The organism is Streptomyces sp. NPDC086549 (assembly GCF_044746205.1).
GTDB lineage: Bacteria > Actinomycetota > Actinomycetes > Streptomycetales > Streptomycetaceae > Streptomyces.
Genome location: NZ_JBIVBS010000007.1, coordinates 135,813 through 160,792 on the forward strand (window position 1 = coordinate 135,813; position 24,980 = coordinate 160,792).

Below are 24,980 nucleotides of genomic sequence, written 5' to 3' on the forward strand. Positions count from 1 at the left end.
GACATCCCCGGCACGACCCGGAGCTACCCCTGATACGCCGTCCGGGTCCGGGCAGTCGGTCCGGGCCGAGGCCGCCGACAAAAGAGAGGGGACGGCCGCAAGCCTGTGCTGCGGCCGTCCCCTTCACTTCTTCGTGCTACCCGCCCAGGGGCCCTCAGGCCCAGGTGATCAGCCGCTTCGGCTGCTCCAGGATCGCCGCCACGTCCGCCAGCACCTTGGAGCCCAGCTCGCCGTCCACCAGGCGGTGGTCGAAGCTCAGCGCCAGGGTCGTGACCTGGCGGGGCTTCACCTTGCCCTTGTGGACCCACGGCTGGAGCTTGATCGCTCCGATCGCGAGGATCGCGGACTCGCCGGGGTTGAGGATCGGGGTGCCGGTGTCGACGCCGAAGACGCCGACGTTGGTGATGGTGACCGTGCCGCCCTGCATGGCGGCCGGGGAGGTCTTGCCGTCCCGTGCCGTGGACACCAGCTCGCCGAGTGCCTCCGCCAGCTGCGGGAGCGCCTTGGCGTGCGCGTCCTTGATGTTCGGGACGATCAGGCCGCGCGGGGTGGCCGCGGCGATGCCCAGGTTGACGTAGTGCTTGAGCACGATCTCCTGGTTCGCCTCGTCCCAGGACGCGTTGATGTCCGGGTTGCGCCTGATGGCGACCAGCAGGGCCTTGGCGATCAGCAGCAGCGGATTGACCCGCAGGCCCTGGAACTCCTTGTCCTGCTTGAGCTCCTCGACCAGCTTCATGGTGCGCGTCACGTCCACCGTCACGAACTCCGTGACGTGCGGTGCCGTGAACGCCGAGCCGACCATGGCCTGGGCGGTCATCTTGCGGACGCCCTTGACCGGGATCCGGGTCTCGCGCGCGCCGTCGTAGGTCACCATCGGCGCCGGAGGCGTCACGGCAGCGGGTGCGGCCGGTGCCGGCTCGGGAACCGGGGGCGCGACCGGCGTGGGCGCGACCGCCGCGTGCACGTCCTCGCGCGTGATGATGCCGTCCGGGCCGGACGGGATCACCGTGGCCAGGTCGACGCCGAGGTCCTTCGCCAGCTTGCGCACCGGGGGCTTGGCCAGCGGGCGCTGCTGGGCGGCGGCGCCGTGGCCGTGGCCGTTCAGCTCGGTCTGGATCGCCGACGCCGCCTCCGGGGCCGCGGTCCCGGCGCCCTTGCGGGGGCGGCGCTTGGTGGAGGAGACGGCGACGCCGTACCCGACCAGCACCGGCTGGCGGCCCTGTGGCTTCGGCTCCTCCTCGGGCAGCTCGGCCGGCTCGGGAGCCGGTGCCGGCGCCGGCGCCTCGGCGGGAGCCCCGCCGGCCACGTCCACCGCGATGATCGCCGTGCCCACGTCCACCGTGGTGCCTTCGGGGAAGCGCAGCTCACGGACCACGCCGTCGTAGGGGATGGGGAGTTCGACGGCCGCCTTCGCGGTCTCGACCTCGCACACCACCTGGCCGTCGGTCACCGTGTCGCCCGGCTGTACGTACCACTTGAGGATCTCGGCCTCGGTGAGCCCCTCGCCCACGTCGGGCATCTTGAACTCGCGCACGGATGCTTCCGTCATCGTCGTCACGACCCTCTCCTCAGTACGCCAGGGCACGGTCGACGGCGTCGAGCACCCGGTCCAGGTCCGGGAGGTAGGACTCCTCCAGACGCGCCGGCGGATACGGGGCGTGGTAGCCGCCCACCCGGAGCACCGGGGCCTCCAGGTGGTAGAAGCAGCGCTCCGTGATCCGGGCGGCGATCTCCGCGCCCGAGCCGAAGAACACCGGCGCCTCGTGGACCACGACCATGCGGCGGGTCTTCTCCACCGAGGCCTGGACGGTGTCGAAGTCGAGCGGGGAGACCGAACGCAGGTCCAGGACCTCCAGGGACTTGCCCTCCTCGGCGGCCGCGGCGGCGGCCTCCTGGCAGAGCTTGACCATCGGGCCGTAGGCGGCGAGGGTCAGGTCGGTGCCCTCACGGACCACACGCGCCTTGTGCAGCGGGCCCGGGATGGCCTCCGTGTTGACCTCGGCCTTGTCCCAGTAGCGCCGCTTGGGCTCGAAGTAGATCACCGGGTCGTCGCTCTGGATGGCCTGCTGCATCATCCAGTACGCGTCCGACGCGTTGGAGGGGCTGACGATCTTCAGGCCCGCCACGTGCGCGAACAGGGCCTCGGGGGACTCGGAGTGGTGCTCGACCGCGCCGATGCCGCCGCCGTAGGGGATGCGGATGACGACGGGCATCTTGACCTTGCCCAGGGAGCGGGCGTGCATCTTCGCGAGCTGCGTGACGATCTGGTCGTACGCGGGGAAGACGAAGCCGTCGAACTGGATCTCCACCACCGGGCGGTAGCCGCGCAGGGCCAGGCCGATCGCCGTGCCGACGATGCCGGACTCGGCCAGCGGGGTGTCGATGACCCGGCTCTCGCCGAAGTCCTTCTGCAGACCGTCCGTCACACGGAAGACACCGCCGAGCTTGCCGACGTCCTCACCCATGACGAGGACCTTCGGGTCGGACTCCAGTGCCTTGCGCAGGGACTCGTTGATCGCCTTGGCGAGCGCCATCTTCTCGGCCATGTCACTTGCCCCCTTCTGCGTCCGCGAACGACGCCTGGTAGGCGGCGAACTGGGCTCGCTCCTCGTCGACGAGCGCATGCCCGTCCGCGTACACGTTCTCGAAGATGGCGAAGTCGTCCGGGTCCGGCATGGCTCGCACCACTTCGCGCACTCGTTTGCCCAACGCCTCGCTCTCCGATTCGAGTTCCGCGAAGAATCCCTCGTCCGCGTGGTTTGCGGTCTCCAGGAACCGGCGCAGGCGCAGGATCGGGTCCTTCGCCTCCCAGGAGGCCCGCTCGTCGTCGTGCCGGTAGCGGGTGGGGTCGTCGGAGGTGGTGTGGGCGCCCATGCGGTACGTGTACGCCTCGATCAGCGTCGGGCCCTCACCGGTGCGGGCGCGCTCCAGCGCCCACCGGGTGACCGCGAGGCAGGCCAGCACGTCGTTGCCGTCCACCCGCACGCCGGGGAAGCCGAAGCCCTGGGCGCGCTGGTAGAGCGGCACACGGGTCTGCTTCTCGGTCGGCTCGGAGATCGCCCACTGGTTGTTCTGGCAGAAGAACACCACGGGGGCGTTGTAGACCGCGGCGAAGTTGAAGGCCTCGGACACGTCGCCCTGGCTGGAGGCACCGTCGCCGAAGTAGGCGATGACCGCGGAGTCCGCGCCGTCCTTGGCCACGCCCATCGCGTAGCCCGTGGCGTGCAGCGCCTGGGAGCCGATGACGATCGTGTAGAGGTGGAAGTTGTTGCTGTTCGGGTCCCAGCCGCCGTTGTTCACACCCCTGAACATGCCGAGCAGGTTGGTCGGGTCGACCCCGCGGCACCAGGCGACGCCGTGCTCGCGGTAGGTCGGGAAGACGTAGTCGTCGCCGCGGGTGGCCCGGCCGGAGCCGATCTGGGCGGCCTCCTGGCCGAGGAGCGAGGCCCACAGGCCCAGCTCGCCCTGCCGCTGCAGCGAGGTGGCCTCGGCGTCGAAGCGGCGGGTGAGCACCATGTCGCGGTACAGGCCGCGCAGCTCGTCCGGGGTGATGCCGGCGACGTACCCGTCGTACTCGGCGTTCTTCACCCGCTTGCCTTCCGGCGTCAGCAGCTGCACGAGCTCGGGGTCGGCGCTCTGCTTTGCGGTGGTGCGGGTGGTGCGCTTGGTGCCGGTGGTGCCGGCCTTCCCTGCGGCGCTGCGTCGCGGCTTGCTCGCGGCACTGCTGTCCACGGTCACGTGTGCTCCTCCGTCGGTCCGGCCCCCGGGGTTGCCGGTGGGCCAGTGCGGCTCACCTGTTCCGAAACCCGTGCACGGGGTGGGTGCCGCTCGGCCGGGAACAGGCGTGACAGGTGCCCCGGCGAGCGCCCTGCAAACGCCACGTTACCCAGTGCTTCACATTTCTGTGAAACCCCACCTGACCTGCGTTTTTGCTTGGATTTCCAAGTAAATCGGCGCGGACTGGAAGGTCGCTGGTCACAGCCTTGCAGGAGGCCGGAGCAACGGCACGTTATCCCGCGCACCCCGGCCACGGGAAGAGTTCACGTCCGAAACCGACCCGCCACTGAAAGAAGGAAATATCGCTGTATTTCATGCAAACGACAGAGTCGACGCCACTTCGGGCACTGACCGTGAACGAAAGCGACTGCCTGTGATAACGCCCAGCTCACCGGCCTCGCGGGTGCCCTAACATCTGGCGCGTGCCGCGCTCATGTGTACCACCCCCTGTACCCCATGCGCCCCCTCTGGGCGCCTTGCTCCGCCTGTATGCCGCCGGTTCCGCCCTCACCTGCGAGCCCGTCGAGCAGGGGCTGCTCAATCGGGGTTACCGCCTGTGCACCACCCGCGGCCGCTACTTCCTCAAGCACCACTTCGACCCCGACACCGCCGACCCGGCCGCGATCGAACGCCGGCATCGCGCCACCCAGCGCCTGGCCGACCTGGGCGTCCCGGTCGCCCCGCCGCTCCCCGGCCGCGACGGACGCACCGTCGCCGTCGTCGGCGGCCACGCCTACGCCCTGCACCCCTGGATCGACGGCAGACACCGCCACGGCGGCCAGCTCACGCAGGGCCAGTGCGTACGGCTCGGAGCGCTCCTGGGTGCCGTGCACGCCGCCCTGGAGCGCGTGATGCCACCCAAGGGGCGCACGCGCCCGGCAACGAGCCCCCACCCCGTGAAGAGCGCCGACCCCGCCGACACCTTCGCCCTCATCGACGACCTGCTCGCCCACGTCAGCCGCCACCGCCCCTCCGACGCCTTCGACGAACTGGCCCGGCACCGTCTGCTGGAACGCCGCGCGCTCCTCGAACAGCACGCGGACCGGCGCCCCCCGCGCGGCGGTTCGGTGGGCTGGGTGCACGGGGACTTCCACCCCTTCAATCTGCTCTACAAGGGAGACGCGCCCGCCGCGATCGTGGACTGGGACCGGCTCGGAGTGCAGCCCCGCGCCGAGGAGGCCGTACGCGCCGCCGCGATCTTCTTCGTACGGCCCGCCGGTGCCCTCGACCTGCCGAAGGTGCGGGCGTACGCGCGCGCGTACCGGCGCGCCGCCGGAGCCACGCCCTCCGAACTCGCGGCGGCCGTGCACCGCGTGTGGTGGGAACGGCTCAACGACTTCTGGATGCTGCGCTGGCACTACGAGCGCGGCGACACCCGCGCCGACCCCCAGTTCCCGGCCGCCTCCGCGCTCGCGGTGTGGTGGACACGGGAGTACGACGCCGTATGCGACGCGTTCGTGGAATGACAGGGCCCACAACGCGACGCGCGCGTGGAGCCCGGACCGGCTCGCACGCGCGCGTGGGTGTCGTCTTCAGAGGGACGGCGTCGGGAACGACGTCCTTCAAGGAGCGCCCTGGTCACCGCCGTTCGCCGTGCCCGGGTCCGTTCCGCCCGTCGGGTCCGTCGCCGGGTCCGAGGACTCCGGCTGCGACGTGGTCCCCGGATCCGTCGGCTCCTCGGAGGTCGCCGGGTCCGTCGGCTCATCGGTCGGCTCGCTGCTGACCGTGTCGGACGGTGTGTACGACGGCGTGTACGAGGGCGTGTAGTCGGTGCCGGTGCCCGTGTCCGAAGTGTCGTCCGTGGCCGGGTCCGTGGCCTCGTCCGTCGTATCGTCGGACGGGCTCTCCGAGGCCGTCTCCGCCTTCTTGCTGTGCGAGCTGGTCGGGGTCGGCTTGTCGCTCGAACCGGTGCTGCCGTTAACGGTGTGGCGCATCGCCCACGCCACGCCCGCCGTGATGGCGATCACCGCGAGGACGGCGAGGATCCACAACTTGCCCCGGCCGCTGCCCCTGTTGCCGTACCCCTCGAAGCCTCCGTCGTCGCCGCTGCCGTACCCGGCGGGCAGGATCGGCTGCGGGATCTGGGCGGTTCCGGCACCGAAGTCGCCGGGGTGCTGCATCGCGGTCGTGCCGCCGAAGCCGCCCGCCGGGGTGTGCCGGCCGTCGTGCATCTCCACGGGCCCGGTGTTCCAGGTGCCCGTGTGGCCGCCCATGTCGTACAGCATCTGCAGGCCGTACTGGACCAGGCCGCGCATCTCCTCGGCCGTCTGGAAGCGGTCGTCCGGATCCTTGGCGAGCGAGCGCATGACCAGGCCGTCGAGCTCCGGCGGCGAGCTGTCCGAGTTCTGCGACGGCGGAACGGGCATGTCCTGGACGTGCTGATACACCACCGACAGCGGGGTCTCACCGGTGAACGGAGGCCGCAGGGCGAGGAGTTCGTAGAGCAGGCAGCCCGTCGCGTACAGGTCGGAACGGTAGTCGACGGCCTTGCCGAGCGCCTGCTCCGGCGACAGGTACTGGGGCGTGCCCATGACCATGCCGGTCTGCGTCATCGTCGTGGACGCGCCGTGCAGCGCGCGGGCGATGCCGAAGTCCATCACCTTGACGGCACCGTTGTTGGTGATGATGACGTTGGCCGGCTTGATGTCGCGGTGCACGATGCCGTGCTGGTGCGAGTAGGCCAGCGCCTCCAGGACACCGGAGACGATGATCAGGGCCTGCTCGGGGCCCGGCGCCTCGGCGTTGATCAGCAGATCGCGAATGGTGCGGCCCTCGACCAGCTCCATCACGATGTACGGCACCGACTGGCCGCCCACGACGTCCTCGCCGGAGTCGTACACGGCGACGATCGCGTGGTGGTTGAGGCCGGCCACCGACTGGGCCTCGCGCGTGAAGCGGGCCTTGGAGGTCGGGTCCTCGGCGAGGTCGGCGCGCAGCAGCTTGACCGCGACCGTGCGTCCGAGGCGCACGTCCTCGGCCGCGAACACCTCGGCCATGCCACCCCGGCCGAGCCGGTGGGTCAGCCGGTACCGCCCGTCGCCGACGAGCCCTCCGTTGCCCCACATCTCCGGCGCGTCTGACATGCCGCCGCCAGTCGCCTCGGGGTCGGACGGGCCCTGGGCGCTGTGCGTCTGTGCCATCGGTCCTCGCCGTCGTTTCTGCCCGCGGTGCGCGCGGTGTTGTTACGGTCTCCGACGGCCACGCTACAGCCTCCGCGCAAGCCTCCGGTCCGAGACGGGCACCGCGACCGGCCCGAGCCTGACCGGTCATGAAACCCGTAGCACGCGCTGTCGTGCAAATTCTGTGCAGTGGTCGTACGGCCGCTGTAACGCTTCCGCGACGCTTCCTTCGCGTACGGTCACGGAACGGGCACCGCGCTTGACGTGTCAGTGCCCTGGGGCAGACTTGGCCGGGAATGACGCATTCGATCAACGACGGCCGGTCAACGAGCGCTCACCTGACGGCCTAGTGGGGGACGGGGAACGATGAGCCAGGACGGCGCACAGGGCCGGTATACGGGGCGGTCGCTCGCCGGCGGCCGCTACCAGCTGCGCGACTTGCTCGGCGAGGGCGGCATGGCCTCGGTGCACCTGGCCCACGACGCGGTGCTCGACCGCCACGTCGCGATCAAGACCCTGCACACGGAACTGGGCCGGGAACAGGCTTTCCGTGAGCGGTTCCGCCGCGAGGCCCAGGCCGTGGCGAAGCTCACTCACACCAACATCGTCTCCGTCTTCGACACCGGCGAGGACACGCTGTCCGACGGCGGCTCCGCCGCGGGCGACGGGATGCCCACCCCGTACATCGTCATGGAGTACGTCGAGGGCCGCCCGCTGGGCTCGGTCCTCGAGGAGGACATCCGGCGGCAGGGCGCCATGCCCGTCGACAAGGCACTGAAGATCACCGCGGACGTGCTGGCAGCGCTGGAGGTCAGCCACGAGATGGGGCTGGTCCACCGCGACATCAAGCCCGGCAACGTGATGATGACCAAGCGCGGCGTCGTCAAGGTCATGGACTTCGGCATCGCCCGTGCCATGCAGTCCGGTGTCACCTCGATGACGCAGACCGGCATGGTCGTCGGCACCCCTCAGTACCTCTCGCCCGAGCAGGCCCTCGGCCGGGGCGTGGACGCCCGCTCCGACCTGTACTCGGTCGGCATCATGCTGTTCCAGCTGGTCACCGGGCGGCTGCCGTTCGACGCGGACTCCCCGCTCGCCATCGCGTACGCGCATGTGCAGGAGGAGCCGGTGGCTCCTTCGTCGATCAACCGTTCGCTCCCTCCGGCCGTGGACGCGCTGGTCGCCCGCGCGCTGAAGAAGAACCCGAACGAGCGCTTCCCGTCCGCCGAGTCCATGCGCGACGAGTGCCTGCGCGTCGCCGCGTCCGTCCAGGCGGCCCCGCCGAGCATCGTGCCGGGCACCCCGGCGCAGAGCGGCGCGGGCGTCGGCGCCGCGGTGTTCCCGCCGGTCGACGGGGCCGCGCCGGCGCCCGCCGGGCCCGTGCAGACGCCGTACCAGCCGGCCCCGAACCCGAACCCGTACGGCACCCCAGTGCCCCCGACGCCCGCCCCGGCCTACGGCTACCCGCAGCAGGGCGGCTACCAGACCCCTCCGGTCGGGTACGGGCAGCAGGCGCCGTCGACCCCGCCGTACACCATCTCGCCCCAGACCTCGGTCCCGTCCACGGGCGGAGGCGGCGGCAGGGGCAACAAGCCGGTGATCATCGGCTCGATCACGGTGTCCCTGCTCGCGGTCGCCGGCCTGATCGTCGCGCTGACCCTCAACATGGGCAGCGACGACGACGTCAAGGGCGGCGGAAGCAGCGCGAGCACCTCGGCCGCCGCGCACGCGGAGGGCTACCGCGGGCCGGACACGTCGAAGACGATCGAGACCACCGAGTGCACCGAGCCGTCGGAGTCGTACGACGACCCGGACAAGATCCAGCTCCCTGACTTCCGCTTCAAGTACATCAAGTCGGTCAAGGCCTGCGCGCAGGCCGCCGGCTGGACCGTGAAGACCGTGCCGGTCGACGAGAACACGTACGGCCAGGGCGCGGTCACCAACCAGCTCCCCGCCGCCGGCTCGGACGTCGACCCGAAGGACGTCGAGATCCAGCTCTTCGTCTCGTCGGGCAACCCGCCGACCGGCTGAGCCCGGACACGCGCGTGGGAAAGGGCCCGGCAGCCTGTTGCCGGGCCCTTTCGTCATGACTGACGGTCGCCGGGGGACCTACAGGTAAGGCCCGCCGGTGCGGCCGCTCGCGCGCGGCTCGTCACCGTCGTGGCCCATGCCCGGCGGCAGGGCACGGCGCATCTGCTCCAGCTGCGCCCTCGCCGCCATCTGCTGGGCGAAAAGCGTCGTCTGGATCCCGTGGAACAGACCCTCCAGCCAGCCGACCAGCTGGGCCTGCGCGATGCGCAGCTCGGAATCGCTCGGCGTCACCCCGTCCGTGAACGGCAGGGAGAGCCGCTCCAGCTCCTCGACGAGTTCCGGGGCCAGCCCGTCCTCCAGCTCCTTCACCGAGCTACGGTGGATCTCCTTGAGCCGGGCCCGGCTGGCCTCGTCCAGAGGAGCGGCACGCACCTCCTCCAGGAGCTGCTTGATCATGCTGCCGATCCGCATGACCTTGGCAGGCTGCTCCACCTGATCCGTCACCGGCGTCTCGCGGGAGTCCTCGTCTCCTACGCCACCGAGCGCCATCCCGTCCTGGCCCAAGACCAGGATCTGGGGGTTCTCCGGCGACCTTTCGCTCCTCGGCATCTCCATGCCGCCATTCTCTCGCACCCGTACACCTCATCACCGTGGTGCCCCCCATGGAGCCTGATCCACCGTTTAGACCCGTCGGCCGAATCCGGAATGCCGGGACGATCCGCAAATGTGAGGCTTATTTCCGTCGGTTTTCCGTCGGTCTTGGCGACTGTGCTCCGGGAGGTCACCGCCGTGGCTCCATGGCTGCGTCTCACGCTCCGCGCTGCGGGACTGCCACTCGTCCTGGGTGTGGTCGCCGTGCCGTGCGGCGCCGGGCCTTCGTACGGCGCCGAGGCCGCGCCGTCGGGCTCGCGCGCCCCCTCCTCTTCTCTCTCTGCCTCTGCCGCGGCCTCTGCCCCGGCCTCTGCCTCGGCTGCCGACTCCGGCAGCTCCGGCTCCGCCTCCCCCTCTTCCTCTCCCTCCTCCTCCGACTCTGCCTCGGCCTCGGCCTCGGTCTCGGCCGATCCGTCCCGGGCCGGGAGCCGGGCCGGTGAGGGGCGGGTGCGGCCGGGGCGGCCGGAGGGCCCCGCGGCGGAGGTCGAGGGCGATGACACCGCGTCCGGGGAAGAGGCGGATCCCGACGAGAGCGGCGTGGAGAGCGCCCTTGAGACCCTGGCCTCGACACCCTCCGAATCGCCCCAGCAGGCCGCGGTGGTCCCCTCCGTGCCACCGCTGCGGCCCGCCGGGCAGGCCGGCTCCGACACCGCCGGCGCCCCCGCCGAGCCCGTCCTGCAGATCCTGCCGCTGGGCACCGGCCTGGTCCTCATCGGGCTGGGGCTGGGGCTGGCGTTCGTCGCCCTACGGGTACGGAGGGGCTGAGGCCCGCCACCCGGGCCGCTACGGCGCGACCAGGAGCACCTTGCCGACGTGGCCGCTCGCCTCCACCACCCGGTGGGCCTCGGCGGCCTCCGGCATCGGCAGCTCACGGTCGACGACCGGGCGAATGTGACCGGCGGCGATCAGGGGCCACACATGCTCGTGTACGGCCGCGACGATGGCCGCCTTCTCGGCGAGCGGGCGGGCACGCAGCGAGGTCGCGCTGACGGCGGCCCGCTTGGTGAGGAGCGCGCCGATGTTCAGCTCGCCCTTGGCACCGCCCTGCAGGCCGATGATCGCGAGACGGCCGTTGACGGCGAGGGTCTGGACGTTGCGGTCCAGGTATGCGGCGCCCATGTTGTCGAGGATGACGTCGGCACCCGCACCGTCCGTGGCCTTGCCGACCTCGGCGACGAAGTCCTGCTCCTTGTAGTTGATCAGGATGTCGGCACCCAGCTGGGCGCAGTGGTCCAGCTTCTCCTTGGTGCCGGCCGTGACCACGACCTTCGCACCGACCGCCTTGGCGAGCTGGATCGCCATCGTGCCGATGCCGCTGGATCCGCCGTGCACGAGCAGCGTCTCGCCGGGGCGCAGGTGGGACACCATGAAGACGTTCGACCAGACCGTGCAGACCACCTCGGGCAGCGCGGCGGCCTGCTTGAGGTCGACACCCTCGGGAATCGGCAGCAGCTGCCCGGCGGGGACGACGACCTTCTCGGCATAGCCGCCGCCCGCGAGCAGCGCGCACACCTCGTCGCCGACGGCCCAGCCGGAGACCCCGGGACCGAGCGCGGCGATCCTGCCGGAGCACTCCAGTCCGGGGTACGGGGACGCGCCCGGCGGCGGATTGTAGAAGCCCTGGCGTTGCAGGATGTCGGCCCGGTTGACGGCGCTGGCCACCACCTCGACCAGCACCTCGCCCGCGCCCGGCACCGGATCGGGGACCTCGTCCCACACCAGCGCCTCGGGCCCACCAGGTTCGGGAATCGTGATCGCATGCATGACAGCGACGCTACCCTCCGCCGGTGCGGCCTCCGGGCAAGGCCATGGCGTCAGGGACCGGAAGTTTCACGTGAAACACACCCCGATCCCGGCGGTCGCCCACGGAAGATCGATGAGTTCCGTCTCCTGCCCCTGCTGGGTGCCGCCCGGCGGTACGACCGCGAGCGCGTCGGCGGCGGCGACACCACGCAGCATCGCCGGGCCGTTGTAGTGCAGCGGCACGGCACCGTCACCGCGCAGCACCACGGGGATGAGCCGGGTGTCGTACGGATGCCCGTGCACCGTCTCCCGCAGGGGCAGCGCGTACGGCTCGGGGGCCGGGTGCGCGGCGAGGGTCCGCAGCAGCGGTTCGGCGAGCGTGAGCAGGCCGGAGACGGCCGCGAGGGGGTTTCCGGGCAGGCCGACGAGGTGCTGGTTCTCCTTGGTGCGGGCCAGCAGCATGGGATGACCGGGGCGTACTTTGACGCCGTCGACGAGGAGTTCGGCTCCGATGCGTCGCAGGGTGGGGTGGACGTGGTCGACGGGACCGGCCGCGGTGCCCCCGGTGGTGATGATGAGGTCGGCGTCGGACGAGGTGACGGCCCGGTGCAGGGCCTCGGCGTCGTCGCCGAGTCGGCGCACCCCGGTGACCTCCGCGCCGAGCGCGCGCAGCCAGGGCGGCAGCATCGGGCCGAGCGCGTCACGGATGAGCCCCTCGCGCGGGCGCCCTTCGGTGAGCAGCTCGTCGCCCAGGACCAGGATGTCGGCGCGGGGGCGGGGGACCGTGGTGACGCTGTCGTATCCGGCGGCCGCGGCCAGCCCCAGCACGGCCGGAGTGACGAGGGTGCCGACGGGCAGCAGCTGGTCGCCCGTGCGGCACTCCTGGCCGCGGGGGCGGATGTCCTGGCCGTGGCCGACTTCCCCGGTGGGGTGCAGGCGGCCCTTGTCGTCCATGCGGCCGTGCTCGCTGCGCAGGACGGCTGTCGTGTCGGGCGGGATACGGGCGCCGGTCGCGATCCGTACCGCTTCCCCGTCCGACAGCGGCTCCGGCTGGGCCTGGCCGGCCAGGACGCCCTCGGCCCGTACGGCCCAGGGACCGGGCCCGGCGACCGCCCACCCGTCCATCGCGGACGTGTCGAAGGAGGGGAGGTCGGTGAGCGCGTCGAGGGGGGCGGCCAGGACCAGGCCGAGGGCGTCGCCGAGCGGCACCGGGACGGGGGTACGGCGGGCGCCGGAGCGGGCGGCACGGGCGGCGATCTCGCGGGCCCGGGGCCAGGGGGTGGCCTTGTGGTGGCGGTCGTCGGAGGCGGGCCCGGGCACGTGGCCGCCCGGGGCGGGGCCACGATCTGGCCTGGGCTCCCTCACGAGGGCGAGCGCCTCCTCGAGATCGAGGTCGTCGGCGTCCTGGGCGTGCGCGCCGATCCTGCTGCCGCGGGCGGTCATCCGGCGTCCGGCCCCGGGTCGGGCTGCGGGGAGCTGTTCTCTTCCTCCCAGCGCAGCGCCAGTGCCACCGCCTTGCGGGCGGCCTCGGCGACCGCCTCGGGGCCGCCCTTGCCCTGCGCAGCCGCGTAGCCGACGAGGAAGGTGGTCAGCGGGGCCGCGGGGCGGGCCACGCCATGGGCGGCGTCACGTGCGAGGTCGAGCAGGACGCCGGTGTCGACGTCCAGGTCGATGCCCAGCTCGTCCTTGACTGCGGAGATCCATTCATCCAACACGTGTCCATGCTCCCTGATGCGTGCCCTGGCGGTGGCGATGTCGTCCCAGGTGTCGCAGTCGAAGGAGGCGAACGGGTCCGGGACGCGGGTGAGGTCGAGCGCGCCGGTCAGCCGGCGCAGGGGCAGCCCGGCAAGGCCGCCGTGCCCGTGCGCGAGCGCCGCCAGTTCGCGGCGCAGCGCGTCCGTGCGGTACGCGGCCACGAGCGGCTGGTCGCGGCCGTCCGCGTCGGTGAGCAGTGCGCCCTCGGCGCCGGTGGTGCGCAGGGCCGTCAACAGCCGGAGCACCGTGGCCTCTTCGAGGAAGGGCAGGTCGGCGGAGAACACCACGGTGAACTCCGTGTACTCCGGGCCGTGCTCCGGGCCGTGCTCCGCCTTGGTCCGCCGGAGGCCGGCGTCGAGCGCGGCGACCGGTCCGCCGCCGGGCGGCTCCTCGCGGGCCCACCGCACCGGGCGCGCGGTCGGCCGGGGATCGGCGACGACGACGGTCGCGCGTGCCCCGGCACAGGCCGCGAGCACCCGGTCGAGCAGCGGCCGCCCGCCGACCCGCACGGCGGGCTTGTCGACCCCGCCGAGGCGCCGGGCGGCACCACCGGCGAGCACGACGGCATCGTAGGGCGCGACGGCGTACGGGGCGTCGACGTACGGCATGTCGGGACCGGGGGCGGCGGGCTGCTCGGAGGGGGTCACCCTCCGAGTATGCGTGCCGCCCAGATCACAGGGAAACCGGTCAGAGCGTCCGCAGCAGCACCGCCGGCTGTTCCACGCAGTCCGCCACGTACCGCAGGAAGCCGCCCGCCGTGCCGCCGTCGCACACCCGGTGGTCGAAGGTGAGCGAGAGCTGGACGACCTGGCGCACCGCGAGCTCGCCCTCGTGCACCCACGGCTTGGGGACGATGCGGCCGACGCCGAGCATGGCCGCCTCCGGGTGGTTGATGATCGGCGTGGAGCCGTCGACGCCGAACACCCCGTAGTTGTTCAACGTGAAGGTCCCGCCGGTGAGTTCCCCGGGTGTCAGCTTCCCGGCGCGCGCGGCCTCGGTCAGCCGAGCGAACTCCGCGGTCAGCGACTCGGCGTCGCGCGCGTGGGCGTCCCGGACCACCGGCACGACCAGCCCGCGCTCGGTCTGCGCGGCGAACCCGAGGTGTACGTGGTCGAGTTGGACGACCTCGCGGGCGTCGGTGTCGACGTAGGAGTTCAGCTCGGGGAAGCGGGCGAGCGCGGCCGTGCTGATGCGGGCGAGCAGTGCGAGGAGGGAGATCTTCGGTCCTCCGGCCGCGTTCATGGCGGCCCGCGCACGCATGAGTTCCGTCGCGTCGGCGTCGACCCAGCAGGTCGCGTCGGGGATCTCCCGGCGACTGCGGGAGAGCTTGTCGGCGACGGCACCGCGGACGCCCTTGAGAGGGGTACGGATGCCGTTGCGGACGGGGGAGACGCGGGCGGCCGGTTCCGCCGCCACGGGGGCGGGGGCGGCGTCGGCCCGCAGGGCGCCCTCGACATCGGCCCGCAGGATCAGCCCGTCGGGTCCCGAACCGGACAACTGCCGCAGGTCGAGGCCGTTGTCCCGGGCAAGCCGGCGCACCAGCGGGGAGATCACGGGGACGGGCCCCTCGGCGAGCGCAGGCGCCGGGGCGCGAGCGGGGACGGGCGGTGCCGGAGCGGGCTCCTTCGCCGTCCCGTTGGCAGCGGCCGTCGACCGCACCCTCCGGCGCCGCGCCGGCGGTTCCGACGTGCCGTATCCGACCAGCACGTTCCCCGAGCCCGCGGTCTCGCCGCCGGAGGGAGCCGGTCCCACCGCCACCGTCAGCAGTGGCGCTCCCACGGGGAGTTCCGTGCCCTCCTCGCCGAAGCGGGCGGTGACGACACCGCCGTAGGGGCAGGGGACCTCGACCATCGCCTTGGCCGTCTCGACCTCGACGACCGGCTGGTCGATGGCGACGACGTCTCCGACCTGCACCAGCCAGCGGACGATCTCCGCCTCGGTGAGCCCCTCCCCGAGGTCGGGGAGCCTGAACTCCAGCACCTGTGCCATCAGCCCTCGGCCTCCCACTGCAGACGCGCCACGGCGTCCAGGATCCGGTCGACGCCGGGCAGGTGGTGCCGCTCCAGCATCGGTGGCGGGTAGGGGATGTCGAACCCGGCCACGCGCAGCACCGGCGCCTCCAGGTGGTGGAAGCAGCGCTCCGTGACCCGGGCCGCGATCTCCCCGCCGGGTCCGCCGAATCCACCCGACTCGTGCACGACGACCGCGCGTCCGGTGCGGCGCACCGAGGCGCAGACCGTCTCGTCGTCGAAGGGCACCAGGGAGCGCAGGTCGACGACCTCGAGGTCCCAGCCCTCCGCCTGTGCCGCCTCGGCGGCTTCGAGGCAGACGGGGACGGACGGCCCGTACGTGAGAAGCGTGGCGCTCCGGCCCGTGCGCCGCACCACGGCGCGGCCTATCGGTTCAACGGCCGTCGGGTGCTCCGGGTTCCAGGAGTCCTTCGACCAGTACAGCCTCTTGGGCTCCAGGAAGACGACCGGGTCGTCGGAGGCGATGGCGGCGCGCAGCAGTCCGTACGCGTCGGCGACGGTCGCGGGAGTGACGACATGGAGCCCCGGAGTCGCCAGGTAGTACGCCTCGGAGGAGTCGCTGTGGTGCTCGACGCCGCCGATGCCGCCGCCGTAGGGGACGCGGATGGTGATCGGCAGCGGCATCCTGCCGCGCGTGCGGTTGCGCATCCGCGCGACATGGCTGACGAGCTGCTCGAACGCCGGATAGGCGAAGGCGTCGAACTGCATCTCCACGACCGGGCGCAGTCCGTACATCGCCATGCCGACGGCCGTGCCGAGGATGCCCGCCTCGGCGAGCGGGGTGTCCGTGCAGCGGTCCTCGCCGAACTCCTTGGTGAGCCCGTCGGTGACCCGGAAGACGCCGCCGAGCGTGCCGACGTCCTCGCCCATGACGTGCACGGCGGGGTCGGCGGCCATCGCGTCGCGCATCGCGCGCGTGAGGGCCTGCGCCATGGTGGCGGGCTTGACCGCGACGGTGGTCATCGGTGCCCCCCTTCCTGCTCGGCCTCCAGCTCGGCCCGCAACAGGGCGCGCTGCTCCCGTAGTTGCGGGGTGGGCTCGGCGTACACGTGGGCGAACAGGTCCATGGGGTCGAGCTCCGGGTCCCGGTTCATGCGCTCGCGCAGGTCGGCGGCCATCGCCTCGGCGTCCTCGCGCGCGGCCTGCTTGCCGTCCTCGTCGAGCAGCCCGCGGGCGGTCAGCTCCCGCTCCAGCAGCTGGATGGGGTCGTGCTCGCGCCAGGCCTCGACCTCGGCGTCCGCGCGGTAGCGGGTGGCGTCGTCGGCGTTGGTGTGGGCGTCGATGCGGTACGTCACCGCCTCGACGAGCGTCGGACCGCCGCCCGCGCGCGCGCGGCGCACGGCGTCACTGAGCACCTCGTGCACGGCGGCGACGTCGTTGCCGTCGACCAGGCGGCCCGGCATGCCGTACCCGACGGCCTTGTGGGCCAGGGACGGTGCGGCGGTCTGCTTGGCGAGCGGGACGGAGATGGCGAAGCCGTTGTTCTGGACCAGGAAGACCACCGGCGCCTGCCAGACGGCGGCGAAGTTCAGCGCCTCGTGGAAGTCGCCCTCGCTGGTACCGCCGTCGCCCACCAGGGCGAGCGCGACCACGTCGTCGCCCTTGAGGCGGGCGGCGTGGGCGAGGCCGACGGCGTGCGGGAGCTGGGTGGCGAGGGGGGTGCACAGGGGGGCCACGCGGTGCGTGTGCGGGTCGTAGCCGGTGTGCCAGTCGCCGCGCAGCAGGGTGAGTGCCTCGACGGGGTCGACTCCGCGGGCGACGGCCGCGAGCGTGTCGCGGTAGCTCGGGAAGAGCCAGTCCTGCTCCCGGAGGGCCAGCGCGGCGGCGACCTCGCAGGCCTCCTGGCCGGTGCTGGAGGGGTAGACGGCAAGGCGGCCCTGCTTGGTGAGCGCGGTGGCCTGCACGTTGTACCGGCGGCCGCGCACCAGCTGGGCGTACAGCCGGCGCAGCAGCTCCGGGTCGGCCTTCCCGGCCGCCTCCGTGCCGAGGACGCGGTACGGCTCGGCGTCGGGCAGCAACGGCGCGGGGTCCATACGGGGCTGCCAGGCGGGTGGCGGCGAAGGCCGGTACGCGCCTCGCTGCTCCATGACCGTCATGACGGCACCTCCTCGTGGGAGTGGCTACGGGAGGCGTGTCGGCTGTGACCCGCCTCACCTACCGATTGTTCGGTCGTCGGCACATTTTGGCTACATGCACCGTCAGGCTGTGGACAAACGGTTCTCCACAGCCTGGAATGAACGCAGTACGTCCATGGCGGGAAGGCGGGGGGACATGGCACCTGAACAAATGGCCGAGGGCCCGGAAGCCGGCATCGTCCTGCCGCCCCCGCGTCCGCTGGACGCCATCGATCAGGACATCCTCCAGATACTCCAGTCGGACGGCCGTGCGTCGATACGGTCCGTCGCCGAACGCGTCCACGTCTCCCGCGCCAATGCCTACGCACGCATCAACCGCCTCATCGAGGACGGCGTCATCCGCGGATTCGGCGCCCGCGTCGACCATGAACGCGCGGGTCAGGGCACGTCGGCGTACATCACGCTGAAGATCGTGCAGAACACCTGGCGCACGGTGCGCGAGCACCTCAGACAGCTGCCCGGCGCCTCCCACATCGCGCTGGTGGGCGGGGATTTCGACGTCCTGCTCCTGGTGCACACGCCGGACAACAGGGCGTTGCGCGAGCTGGTGCTCACCCGGCTCCAGGCGATCCCTGAGGTGCTCAGCACACGGACGCTGCTCGTGTTCGAGGAGGAGGACCTGGAGCCGGAGGGCTGACCCGCCGGAGGGCTGACCCGCCGGACGGCAGACCCGCCTGCCGGCCGGCTCACTCCTCCCGGCGCAGGCCTCCGAAGGCCAGTCGCACCACGGCGTCGGCCACTTCCCGCTCGCTGGCCCCCCGCCCGTCCGGCCGGTACCACTCGACGACCGAGTTGATCATGCCGAAGACCAGCCGGGTGGCGAGGCGCACCTCCACGTCACCGCGTACGTCCCCGTCGGCGGCGGCCGCCTTCAGCAGCTCGGCCACCTGGTGGTCGAAGTCGCGGCGGCGCTCCAGGGCCCACCGCTCGGTGCCGGTGTTGCCACGCACGCGCAGCAGCAGCGTCACGTAGGGCAGTTCGGCTATGAGGACCTCGACCATGCGCCGGACGACGTACTCCAGGCGGTCGGCGGCACGTCCCTCGCGCGCGTGCTCCTCGTCGAGGATCCCGAAGAGACCATCGAGCGCTCGCCTGACGGCGCGCCGCAGCAGCTCCTCCTTGCCGGCGACATGGTGGTAGATCGACGACTTGGAGATGCCGGCCGCCTTGGACAGATGCTCCATGGAGGTGCCGTCGTAGCCGCGCTCGTTGAAGACCTGGACGGCGACGGAGAGCAGCGTCTCGGGGGTGTAGGTGTCGCGCTTGGCCGTGGTCATGGGGTGCCCTCCCGCTTCTCGGTGGCGTACGCGTGGCGGTAGAGCGCGAGGGACGGTGCGTAGCGTCCGGACGGGTCGCGCAGGTGCAGGTCGTCCAGCAGGTCATAGGCCCAGCCCCGGCCGAGCCTGCGGCTCCATTCGAACGGGCCCAGGGGGTAGTTGACGCCCAGGCGCATCGCCGTGTCGATGTCCTCCTCGGTGGCGACACCCTTGGCGACGGCGTCGTGCGCCAGGTCGACGACCCGGGCGACCGTACGGGCGACGATCATGCCGGGAGCGTCGCCGATCACGCTGACCTCCTTGCCGAGCGCCTGGAAGAGCCCGATGGCCTCCGCGAGGGTCTGCGGCGCGGTGTCCTGGGAGGCGGACAGGGCGATGCGGGTGGCCCTCCTGTAGTCGAGCGCCAGGTCGAAGTAGACGACGTCACGGAACTCGACGGAGGTCTGTCCGTCGGCGAGCACCAGCTGGCCGCCGCCGGGCAGCAGCAGCCGGGTGCCGTGGTCCTCGTCCTCCTCACGGACCGGGATGCCCGCCTCGCGGATCAGCGTGAGCAGCTCGGACGCCGGGCCCAGACCGCCCTCGGCGACGACGTAGGCGGGCGGCCGCTCCATCTCGGCGGTGTGCGGCTCGGAGCGCTCGGCGTCGTCGGCGTAGTCGTACCAGCCGTGTCCGGACTTGCGGCCCAGCCTGCCGGACTCGACCAGGCGCCGCTGGGCCAGCGAGGGCGTGAAGCGGACGTCCTGGAAGAAGGCCTGCCACACGGAGTGCGTGACGGACTCGTTGACGTCCTGCCCGATCAGGTCGGTCAGTTCGAAGGCACCCATCCGGAAGCCGCCGCACTCGCGCAGGACCGCGTCGATGGTGGCCGGGTCGGCGGCCTGGGACTCGTAGACGGCGAAGGCCTCGGCGTAGAAGGGCCGGGCGATGCGGTTGACGATGAAGCCGGGGGTGTCGGCGCAGGCGACCGGCGTCTTGCCCCAGGCGCGGGCGGTCTCGTACGCGCGCGTGGCCGAGGTGACGTCGGTGGCGAACCCGGAGACGACCTCGACCAGCGGCAGCAGCGGGGCCGGGTTGAAGAAGTGCAGTCCCACGAGGCGGGAGGCGTTGCGCAGGGCGCCGCCGATGGCCGTGACCGACAGGGACGAGGTGTTGGTGGCGAGCAGGCAGTCGTCGGCGACGATGTCCTCCAGTGCCCGGAAGAGCTCCTGCTTGACGTCCAGCCGCTCCACCACCGCCTCCACGACGAGCGCGCAGTCCGCGAGCTCGGACAGGCTCTCCGCGGGCCGCAGACGCGACCGGGCCGCGTCCCGGTCGGCGGCGGTGAGCCGGTCCTTCTCGACCAGCCGGTCGAGGCGGGCGCCGATCGCGTCGGCCGCGTCCCGGGCGCGCCCGGGGAGGGCGTCGTACAGCCGTACGGGATGGCCCGCCACGAGCGCGACCTGGGCGATGCCCTGGCCCATGGTGCCGGTGCCCACGACGGCCACGGGGCTGCTGAGGTCGAGTGCTGTCATGTGCGCGATCCTCCCGCACGGGGTTTTCCACAGATGCGGCAGGCCCCCTTGTCCCGACCGATCGTTCGGTTACTCTAACTCTGTCCGGATGTTCCCGCCTCTGTTTCCGCCCAGGTCATGAGCTCGACGAGGAGCTCTTGAGACGAGGAGTTGGTCCCGCATGGCCGCCGAACTGACCGCGCACGAGCTGATCGCCAAGCACCGGCCCACGCTCGACCAGGCGCTGGAGGCCATCCGCACGCGCGCGTACTGGTCCCCGCACCCCGAACACCCGAAGGCCTACGGCGAACACGGCAGTCTGGACGCGGAGGCCGGCAAGGTCGCCTTCGAGGCGCTCCTGGGCAACCGCCTCGACCTCGCCGACCAGCCCGGCATCGACGACTGGGTGGGCGGTGAGGTCTCGCCGTACGGCATCGAGCTGGGCGTGACCTACCCGCACGCCGACCTCGACACGCTGCTGCCCGCCATGAAGGCCGGACAGCGCGCGTGGCGGGACGCGGGCCCGGAGCTGCGCGCCGTGGTCTGTCTGGAGATCCTCAAGCGGATCAGCGACCGCACGCACCAGTTCGCGCACGCCGTCATGCACACCAGCGGCCAGGCGTTCATGATGGCGTTCCAGGCCGGTGGCCCGCACGCGCAGGACCGCGGCCTGGAGGCGGTGGCGTACGCGTACGTGGAGCAGGTCCGCACGCCCGACACCGCGGAGTGGACCAAGCCCCAGGGCAAGCGCGACCCGCTCGTGCTGAGCAAGCAGTTCACACCGGTGCCGCGCGGCATCGCACTGGTCATCGGCTGCAACACCTTCCCGACGTGGAACGGCTACCCGGGCCTGTTCGCCTCCCTCGCCACCGGCAACGCGGTCCTGGTCAAGCCGCACCCGCGCGCGGTACTGCCGCTCGCGCTGACCGTGCGGATCGCCCGCGACGTGCTCGCCGAGGCGGGCTTCGACCCGAACCTGGTGGCGCTGGCCGCCGAGCGGCCCGGCGAGGGCATCGCCAAGGCACTCGCGGTCCGCCCCGAGATCAAGATCATCGACTACACCGGTTCGACGGCGTTCGGCGACTGGCTGGAGGCCAACGCCCTCCAGGCGCAGGTCTACACGGAGAAGGCCGGCGTCAACACGGTCATCGTGGAGTCGACCCGGAAATACAAGGGCATGCTGTCCAACCTGGCCTTCTCGCTGTCCCTGTACAGCGGCCAGATGTGCACCACCCCGCAGAACCTGCTGATCCCCCGGGACGGCATCCGCACCGACGAGGGCCCCAAGACCTTCGACGAGGTCGTCGCCGACCTCGCCCGCTCGGTCGACGGCCTGCTCGGGGACGACGCGCGCGCGAACGCCCTGCTCGGCGCGATCGTCAACCCGGACGTGAAGGCCCGTCTGGAGGCCGCGGCCGGCCTCGGCGAAGTCGCCCTGGCCTCCCGTGAGATCACCAACCCGGACTTCCCGGACGCGGTGGTGCGCACGCCGGTCGTCGTGAAGCTGGACGGCGCAAAGCCGGACGACGAGGCCGCCTACATGAGCGAGTGCTTCGGCCCCGTCTCCTTCGCCGTCGCGGTCGACTCGGCGGCACACGCGGTGGAGCTGCTGCGCCGGACCGTCCGGGACAAGGGCGCGATGACCGTCGGCGCGTACACGACCGACGGGGACGTCGAGCGGGCGATCGAGGAGGTCTGCCTGGAAGAGGCCGCCCAGCTGTCGCTCAACCTCACCGGCGGGGTGTACGTCAACCAGACCGCCGCCTTCTCCGACTTCCACGGCTCGGGCGGCAACCCGGCGGCCAACGCGGCGCTCTGCGACGGCGCGTTCGTGGCGAACCGCTTCCGGGTGGTGGAGGTCCGCCGGGAGGCCTGATCGGCGCCTAGGAGTCGAGCGGTGCGCCCCCGGTGGCGCTCCAGTGGTACAGCGTCATGGCCACACTGGTCGCGAGGTTGTAGCTGGAGACCTGGGGGCGCATCGGCAGCGCCACCAAGTGGTCGGTGCGCGCGCGCAGTTCCGCGGACAGACCGCTCCGCTCCGAGCCGAAGGCCAGTACGGCGTCGTCCGGCAGCTTCACGCCCCGGATGTCCTCGCCCTCCGGGTCGAGCGCGAACAGCGGCCCGGACGGCAGTTCCGCCACCGTCAGCCGCTCCACCACGGTCGCGAAGTGCAGTCCCGCCCCGCCGCGCACCACCGTGGGATGCCAGGGGTCGAGCGTGCCCGTGGTGACGACCCCGGTCGCCCCGAATCCGGCGGCCAGCCGGATCACGGCACCGGCGTTGCCCAGGTTGCGCGGGTTGTCGAGGACCACGACGGGCGCGGTGCGCGGCGTACGGGCGAGCGCCCGCAGACCCGCCTCGCGAGACGGCCGTACGGCCAGCGCGGCCACGGCGGTGGGGTGCGGGCGCGGGACGACCGAGGCGTACGTCCGCTCCGGCACCTCGGTCAGGAGCACGTCCAGCGCGTCCCGCACGTCCGGGGCCAGCTCGTCGGCGAGGGCGAGCGCCGCCCGCCGGTCCGTGGTGACCGCCACCGGGACTTCGGCCCCGAAGCGCACGGCGTGCTTGAGCGCGTGGAAGCCGTCGAGCAGCACGGCGGAACCGGCGCGCTCACGCCAGAGGGTCACGGGGTCGGTCATGCCGTGAAGCCTACGCGGGTGCGCTCCCCCTCCTCCGGGGTGCGGGGCCGGGGCAGCACACGGCTCCTGTGCGGCAGAACTCGCCCACGCACGCGTGCCGCCCAGCCGCCGAGCCGGTCCAGGAACGTGGTGGGCAGGAAGACCGCGTCCGTGGCGATCATCGCCAGGGAGAAGAAGGGCAGCCCGAGGACGACCGCGATCACGGCGTGCTCGGTCATCATCGCGGCCAGCAGGACGTTCTTGACCCGCCGGTTGAACAGCGTGAACGGGAAGGCGACCTGCACGATCACCGTCCCGTAGGTCACCAGCATGACCATCGTGCCGTTGGAGGACATCAGGCCGGCGAGGGAGGGCCAGGGCGAGAAGGAGTCGAGGTGGAGCGGGTAGTAGACCGCGGTGCCGTCCTGCCAGCGCGAACCCTGGATCTTGTACCAGCCGGCCGTGGCGTAGATCAGGCACGCCTCGGCCATGATCACGAACACGGCGCCGTTGTGGAGGGCGTTGGCGATCACGTCCAGCAGGATCCGGGGCTGGTCCGACTTCGTGAGACGACCGGTAAGCCACCACAGGCCCAGCGCCGCCCACACCGTCCACACGAGCGCGGGCACCAGCCAGCCGCTGCCGAGGCGACCCAACAGGGTCACCGCGCCCAGCGCCGATCCGAGCACCGCCCACAGGGCCGGTCCCACCCGGTCGGCGACCCGCTCCCCACGCGCGCGTGCGGCCCCCGTGCGCACCGCCCGGCGCGCGTCCAGCGACCACACCTGGCCGCAGCGCGTGAACACCAGGTAGATGGACATCAGGTGCAGCACGTTGTCGCCGCCGTCGCCCATGAAGATGCTGCGGTTCTGCAGGGAGAGGACGCCGAGCATGAACAGGACGGACATGGTGCGGGTGCGCCAGCCCAGCAGCAGCAGGACGCTCGACACGACGGCCAGCGCGTAGCACGTCTCGAACCAGGCCTGCCCGTCGAACCACAACAGGGCCGTGAAGGCGCCGTTGTCCGACGTCAGCTGCTGGGCGATGTTCCAGCTCCACGGACCGTCGGGGCCGTACAGCTCCTGGCGGTGGGGGAACTCGCGCAGCAGGAACAGCAGCCAGGTGCCGGCGAAGCCGATGCGGATCACGGCGGTCTGCCGGGGGCCGAGGGCGGACTCGGTGACGCGGGCGATGCCACGGGAGACCGACAGGAAGAGACGGTTCACTGCACACCCCTCGCGGCCTCGGCGTCCGTGACCTTCCACCAGGGCAGCAGGCGGTACACCGGTATGTCGGAGACCTGCTCGTGGCTCCACTCGGGCGGGGGCACGTTGGTGGTCTGCGAGCGGACCTGCACGCTCCGCACGATGCCCTTCCGGCACGTCGCGTCCTCCCGGTAGAGGCGCATCACCACGATCCGGCGCAGGTACTGCCCGGAGAGCGACCCGCGCAGGCCCACGGGGCGGTTCTCGGCGTCGTGCGTGGCGGTGAAGAAGTCCCACGCCCGGCGCAGTTCGTTCTGCTCGGTGTGGCTGGGCAGCGGATTGCCGTCGATCGCCTCGCCGTCCCGCGCGGACAGGTCGTTCCAGCCGGTGGTCGTCATGGTGCCGTCGGCCGCGCGGACCTGCGCCCGTACCTGGACCGCGATGTTCTGCTGCAGCGGGTTCGGCGCGAACAGCTTCCAGTTCTGCTCGAACTCGGGATAAATCCACTCGTCGATCGCCGTGCCGTGCTTCTTCGTCACCGTGTTCGCCGGCGCGACGTGCAGAAACACCATCCCGAGGTGCACACAGGCGGCCACCGCGACGACCGCGAGGGCCAGCGCCGCCCCGATCTGGTAGCGGGGGGAGAGCGCGGCGACGCCGGTACGGGGAGCGAGCGCGGCGACGCCGGGCTCCACCGCGGCCGAGGGCCGAAAGCCGCCCAGCGCGCTGGTCTCACCGGTCTCACCGGTCTCACTGACAGCGTCCGCTGCCGCCGGCCGACGCGCCCCGTCCGGCCCGTCCGGCCCGTGCGGGGCGTTCGAGTCTCCGTCGTACGCGTCCATTCCGCCCCGTTTCCCGATCCCGCTCCGTCTTCCGGCCGCCCCGCCGCAATGCGCCGCATGGTCCGTGAGCACCGCTCCTCGGCGTTCGCACGGAACGGTACTCAGCCCCACCCGACGGGCGCAGCCCCGGGGAACCACCGTTACACGTGGCCATCGCCACTCCGGTCCGAGTTCCCGCGCCCGCCGCGGATGCTCCGCGCCCGGGCGGCGCCGCACGGCCACGGACCGTCCCACAGCCATCACAGCAGGCCGTACGACGTCATACGCCCCGCTGTGCGCGTCCTCCACAGGGGTCCCGCAGGTTGTC

At 72.0% G+C, this 24,980-nt stretch carries 21 protein-coding genes; 5 read left to right on the top strand and 16 right to left on the bottom strand.

Going from position 1 to position 24,980, the window contains the following annotated elements; translation table 11 throughout:
* Window positions 1–154: 154 nt before the first annotated feature.
* Genes ACIPSA_RS23165 through pdhA (ACIPSA_RS23175) form a run of 3 tightly spaced genes read right to left on the bottom strand, consistent with a single transcriptional unit; the run spans window position 155 to window position 3,738 of the window.
* On the bottom strand, window positions 155–1,558 hold the full coding sequence (locus ACIPSA_RS23165) for a dihydrolipoamide acetyltransferase family protein (protein WP_402637873.1): 1,404 nt from the start codon (window positions 1,556–1,558) through the stop codon (window positions 155–157).
* A gap of 10 nt (window positions 1,559–1,568) precedes the next feature.
* Window positions 1,569–2,546 carry an alpha-ketoacid dehydrogenase subunit beta gene (locus ACIPSA_RS23170; protein WP_402637874.1) on the bottom strand — a complete coding sequence of 326 codons (978 nt, stop codon included), beginning with the start codon at window positions 2,544–2,546 and terminating at the stop codon, window positions 1,569–1,571.
* 1 nt (window position 2,547) lies between these two features.
* On the bottom strand, window positions 2,548–3,738 hold the full coding sequence (gene pdhA, locus ACIPSA_RS23175; RefSeq protein ID WP_402637875.1) for a pyruvate dehydrogenase (acetyl-transferring) E1 component subunit alpha: 1,191 nt from the start codon (window positions 3,736–3,738) through the stop codon (window positions 2,548–2,550).
* A 506-nt stretch (window positions 3,739–4,244) separates the two neighbouring features.
* Here pdhA (ACIPSA_RS23175) and ACIPSA_RS23180 point away from each other — a divergent pair.
* A complete protein-coding gene (locus tag ACIPSA_RS23180; RefSeq protein ID WP_402638129.1) occupies window positions 4,245–5,243 on the top strand; it encodes a phosphotransferase in 999 nt (332 codons plus the stop codon).
* 96 nt (window positions 5,244–5,339) lie between these two features.
* On the opposite strand, the gene ACIPSA_RS23185 is transcribed toward ACIPSA_RS23180, so the two are convergent.
* The gene (locus ACIPSA_RS23185) at window positions 5,340–6,917 is read right to left on the bottom strand and encodes a protein kinase (RefSeq protein ID WP_402637876.1); all 1,578 of its coding nucleotides are present in this window, start codon (window positions 6,915–6,917) and stop codon (window positions 5,340–5,342) included.
* 345 nt (window positions 6,918–7,262) lie between these two features.
* Here ACIPSA_RS23185 and ACIPSA_RS23190 point away from each other — a divergent pair, with 345 nt between their 5' ends.
* Window positions 7,263–8,927, top strand: a complete 1,665-nt coding sequence (locus tag ACIPSA_RS23190; RefSeq protein ID WP_402637877.1) for a protein kinase — start codon at window positions 7,263–7,265, stop codon at window positions 8,925–8,927.
* A 78-nt stretch (window positions 8,928–9,005) separates the two neighbouring features.
* Here the strand turns inward: ACIPSA_RS23190 and ACIPSA_RS23195 are convergent, their stop codons facing one another.
* Window positions 9,006–9,542: a bacterial proteasome activator family protein gene (locus ACIPSA_RS23195; protein ID WP_402637878.1), complete on the bottom strand. Its 537-nt coding sequence runs from the start codon at window positions 9,540–9,542 to the stop codon at window positions 9,006–9,008.
* 153 nt (window positions 9,543–9,695) lie between these two features.
* Here ACIPSA_RS23195 and ACIPSA_RS23200 point away from each other — a divergent pair, with 153 nt between their 5' ends.
* On the top strand, window positions 9,696–10,343 hold the full coding sequence (locus ACIPSA_RS23200) for a hypothetical protein (protein WP_402638130.1): 648 nt from the start codon (window positions 9,696–9,698) through the stop codon (window positions 10,341–10,343).
* 18 nt (window positions 10,344–10,361) lie between these two features.
* Here the strand turns inward: ACIPSA_RS23200 and ACIPSA_RS23205 are convergent, their stop codons facing one another.
* The 6 genes from ACIPSA_RS23205 to pdhA (ACIPSA_RS23230) form a co-directional block, all read right to left on the bottom strand.
* Window positions 10,362–11,342: an NAD(P)H-quinone oxidoreductase gene (locus tag ACIPSA_RS23205; RefSeq protein WP_402637879.1), complete on the bottom strand. Its 981-nt coding sequence runs from the start codon at window positions 11,340–11,342 to the stop codon at window positions 10,362–10,364.
* Between the two features lie 66 nt (window positions 11,343–11,408).
* On the bottom strand, window positions 11,409–12,764 hold the full coding sequence (locus tag ACIPSA_RS23210; protein ID WP_402637880.1) for a molybdopterin molybdotransferase MoeA: 1,356 nt from the start codon (window positions 12,762–12,764) through the stop codon (window positions 11,409–11,411).
* Window positions 12,761–13,723: an NTP transferase domain-containing protein gene (locus ACIPSA_RS23215; protein ID WP_402637881.1), complete on the bottom strand. Its 963-nt coding sequence runs from the start codon at window positions 13,721–13,723 to the stop codon at window positions 12,761–12,763. The genes ACIPSA_RS23210 and ACIPSA_RS23215 overlap by 4 nt, the downstream gene beginning before the upstream one ends.
* Before the next feature lie 40 nt (window positions 13,724–13,763).
* On the bottom strand, window positions 13,764–15,065 hold the full coding sequence (locus ACIPSA_RS23220) for a dihydrolipoamide acetyltransferase family protein (protein WP_402637882.1): 1,302 nt from the start codon (window positions 15,063–15,065) through the stop codon (window positions 13,764–13,766).
* Window positions 15,065–16,069 carry an alpha-ketoacid dehydrogenase subunit beta gene (locus ACIPSA_RS23225; protein ID WP_402637883.1) on the bottom strand — a complete coding sequence of 335 codons (1,005 nt, stop codon included), beginning with the start codon at window positions 16,067–16,069 and terminating at the stop codon, window positions 15,065–15,067. The genes ACIPSA_RS23220 and ACIPSA_RS23225 overlap by 1 nt, the downstream gene beginning before the upstream one ends.
* Window positions 16,066–17,202 carry a pyruvate dehydrogenase (acetyl-transferring) E1 component subunit alpha gene (gene pdhA / locus ACIPSA_RS23230; protein WP_402637884.1) on the bottom strand — a complete coding sequence of 379 codons (1,137 nt, stop codon included), beginning with the start codon at window positions 17,200–17,202 and terminating at the stop codon, window positions 16,066–16,068. Before pdhA (ACIPSA_RS23230) ends, ACIPSA_RS23225 begins: the two co-directional genes overlap by 4 nt.
* A gap of 175 nt (window positions 17,203–17,377) precedes the next feature.
* Between pdhA (ACIPSA_RS23230) and ACIPSA_RS23235 the strand changes: the two genes are divergently transcribed.
* Entirely contained in the window at window positions 17,378–17,878 is a 501-nt protein-coding gene (locus ACIPSA_RS23235) for an Lrp/AsnC family transcriptional regulator (RefSeq protein ID WP_402637885.1), read from the top strand.
* A gap of 49 nt (window positions 17,879–17,927) precedes the next feature.
* Here ACIPSA_RS23235 and ACIPSA_RS23240 read toward each other — a convergent pair whose 3' ends face one another.
* Window positions 17,928–18,518, bottom strand: a complete 591-nt coding sequence (locus tag ACIPSA_RS23240) for a TetR/AcrR family transcriptional regulator (protein WP_402637886.1) — start codon at window positions 18,516–18,518, stop codon at window positions 17,928–17,930.
* On the bottom strand, window positions 18,515–20,029 hold the full coding sequence (locus tag ACIPSA_RS23245; protein WP_402637887.1) for a 3-hydroxyacyl-CoA dehydrogenase: 1,515 nt from the start codon (window positions 20,027–20,029) through the stop codon (window positions 18,515–18,517). Before ACIPSA_RS23245 ends, ACIPSA_RS23240 begins: the two co-directional genes overlap by 4 nt.
* A 160-nt stretch (window positions 20,030–20,189) precedes the next feature.
* Here ACIPSA_RS23245 and paaN point away from each other — a divergent pair, with 160 nt between their 5' ends.
* Window positions 20,190–21,884 (top strand): phenylacetic acid degradation protein PaaN, encoded by a 1,695-nt coding sequence (gene paaN, locus ACIPSA_RS23250; RefSeq protein WP_402637888.1) that lies wholly within the window; start codon window positions 20,190–20,192, stop codon window positions 21,882–21,884.
* A gap of 7 nt (window positions 21,885–21,891) precedes the next feature.
* On the opposite strand, the gene ACIPSA_RS23255 is transcribed toward paaN, so the two are convergent.
* Genes ACIPSA_RS23255 through ACIPSA_RS23265 form a run of 3 tightly spaced genes read right to left on the bottom strand, consistent with a single transcriptional unit; the run spans window position 21,892 to window position 24,673 of the window.
* The gene (locus ACIPSA_RS23255; protein WP_402637889.1) at window positions 21,892–22,647 is read right to left on the bottom strand and encodes a TrmH family RNA methyltransferase; all 756 of its coding nucleotides are present in this window, start codon (window positions 22,645–22,647) and stop codon (window positions 21,892–21,894) included.
* Complete coding sequence (locus ACIPSA_RS23260) at window positions 22,644–23,852, bottom strand: HTTM domain-containing protein (RefSeq protein ID WP_402637890.1); 1,209 nt, start codon at window positions 23,850–23,852, stop codon at window positions 22,644–22,646. The genes ACIPSA_RS23255 and ACIPSA_RS23260 overlap by 4 nt, the downstream gene beginning before the upstream one ends.
* Window positions 23,849–24,673 (bottom strand): DUF5819 family protein, encoded by an 825-nt coding sequence (locus ACIPSA_RS23265; protein ID WP_402637891.1) that lies wholly within the window; start codon window positions 24,671–24,673, stop codon window positions 23,849–23,851. The genes ACIPSA_RS23260 and ACIPSA_RS23265 overlap by 4 nt, the downstream gene beginning before the upstream one ends.
* Window positions 24,674–24,980 lie beyond the last annotated feature (307 nt).

Bases quoted from the DNA above. Each gene is read 5' to 3' on its own strand.
- ACIPSA_RS23220 (WP_402637882.1), bottom strand. From the start codon at position 15,065: ATGGCACAGGTGCTGGAGTTCAGGCTCCCCGACCTCGGGGAGGGGCTC.
- ACIPSA_RS23170 (WP_402637874.1), bottom strand. From the start codon at position 2,546: ATGGCCGAGAAGATGGCGCTCGCCAAGGCGATCAACGAGTCCCTGCGC.
- ACIPSA_RS23210 (WP_402637880.1), bottom strand. From the start codon at position 12,764: ATGACCGCCCGCGGCAGCAGGATCGGCGCGCACGCCCAGGACGCCGAC.
- ACIPSA_RS23235 (WP_402637885.1), top strand. From the start codon at position 17,378: ATGGCACCTGAACAAATGGCCGAGGGCCCGGAAGCCGGCATCGTCCTG.
- paaN (WP_402637888.1), top strand. From the start codon at position 20,190: ATGGCCGCCGAACTGACCGCGCACGAGCTGATCGCCAAGCACCGGCCC.
- ACIPSA_RS23185 (WP_402637876.1), bottom strand. From the start codon at position 6,917: ATGGCACAGACGCACAGCGCCCAGGGCCCGTCCGACCCCGAGGCGACT.
- ACIPSA_RS23255 (WP_402637889.1), bottom strand. From the start codon at position 22,647: ATGACCGACCCCGTGACCCTCTGGCGTGAGCGCGCCGGTTCCGCCGTG.
- ACIPSA_RS23240 (WP_402637886.1), bottom strand. From the start codon at position 18,518: ATGACCACGGCCAAGCGCGACACCTACACCCCCGAGACGCTGCTCTCC.
- ACIPSA_RS23265 (WP_402637891.1), bottom strand. From the start codon at position 24,673: ATGGACGCGTACGACGGAGACTCGAACGCCCCGCACGGGCCGGACGGG.
- ACIPSA_RS23195 (WP_402637878.1), bottom strand. From the start codon at position 9,542: ATGGAGATGCCGAGGAGCGAAAGGTCGCCGGAGAACCCCCAGATCCTG.
- ACIPSA_RS23245 (WP_402637887.1), bottom strand. From the start codon at position 20,029: ATGACAGCACTCGACCTCAGCAGCCCCGTGGCCGTCGTGGGCACCGGC.
- pdhA (WP_402637884.1), bottom strand. From the start codon at position 17,202: ATGACGGTCATGGAGCAGCGAGGCGCGTACCGGCCTTCGCCGCCACCC.
- ACIPSA_RS23190 (WP_402637877.1), top strand. From the start codon at position 7,263: ATGAGCCAGGACGGCGCACAGGGCCGGTATACGGGGCGGTCGCTCGCC.
- ACIPSA_RS23225 (WP_402637883.1), bottom strand. From the start codon at position 16,069: ATGACCACCGTCGCGGTCAAGCCCGCCACCATGGCGCAGGCCCTCACG.
- ACIPSA_RS23205 (WP_402637879.1), bottom strand. From the start codon at position 11,342: ATGCATGCGATCACGATTCCCGAACCTGGTGGGCCCGAGGCGCTGGTG.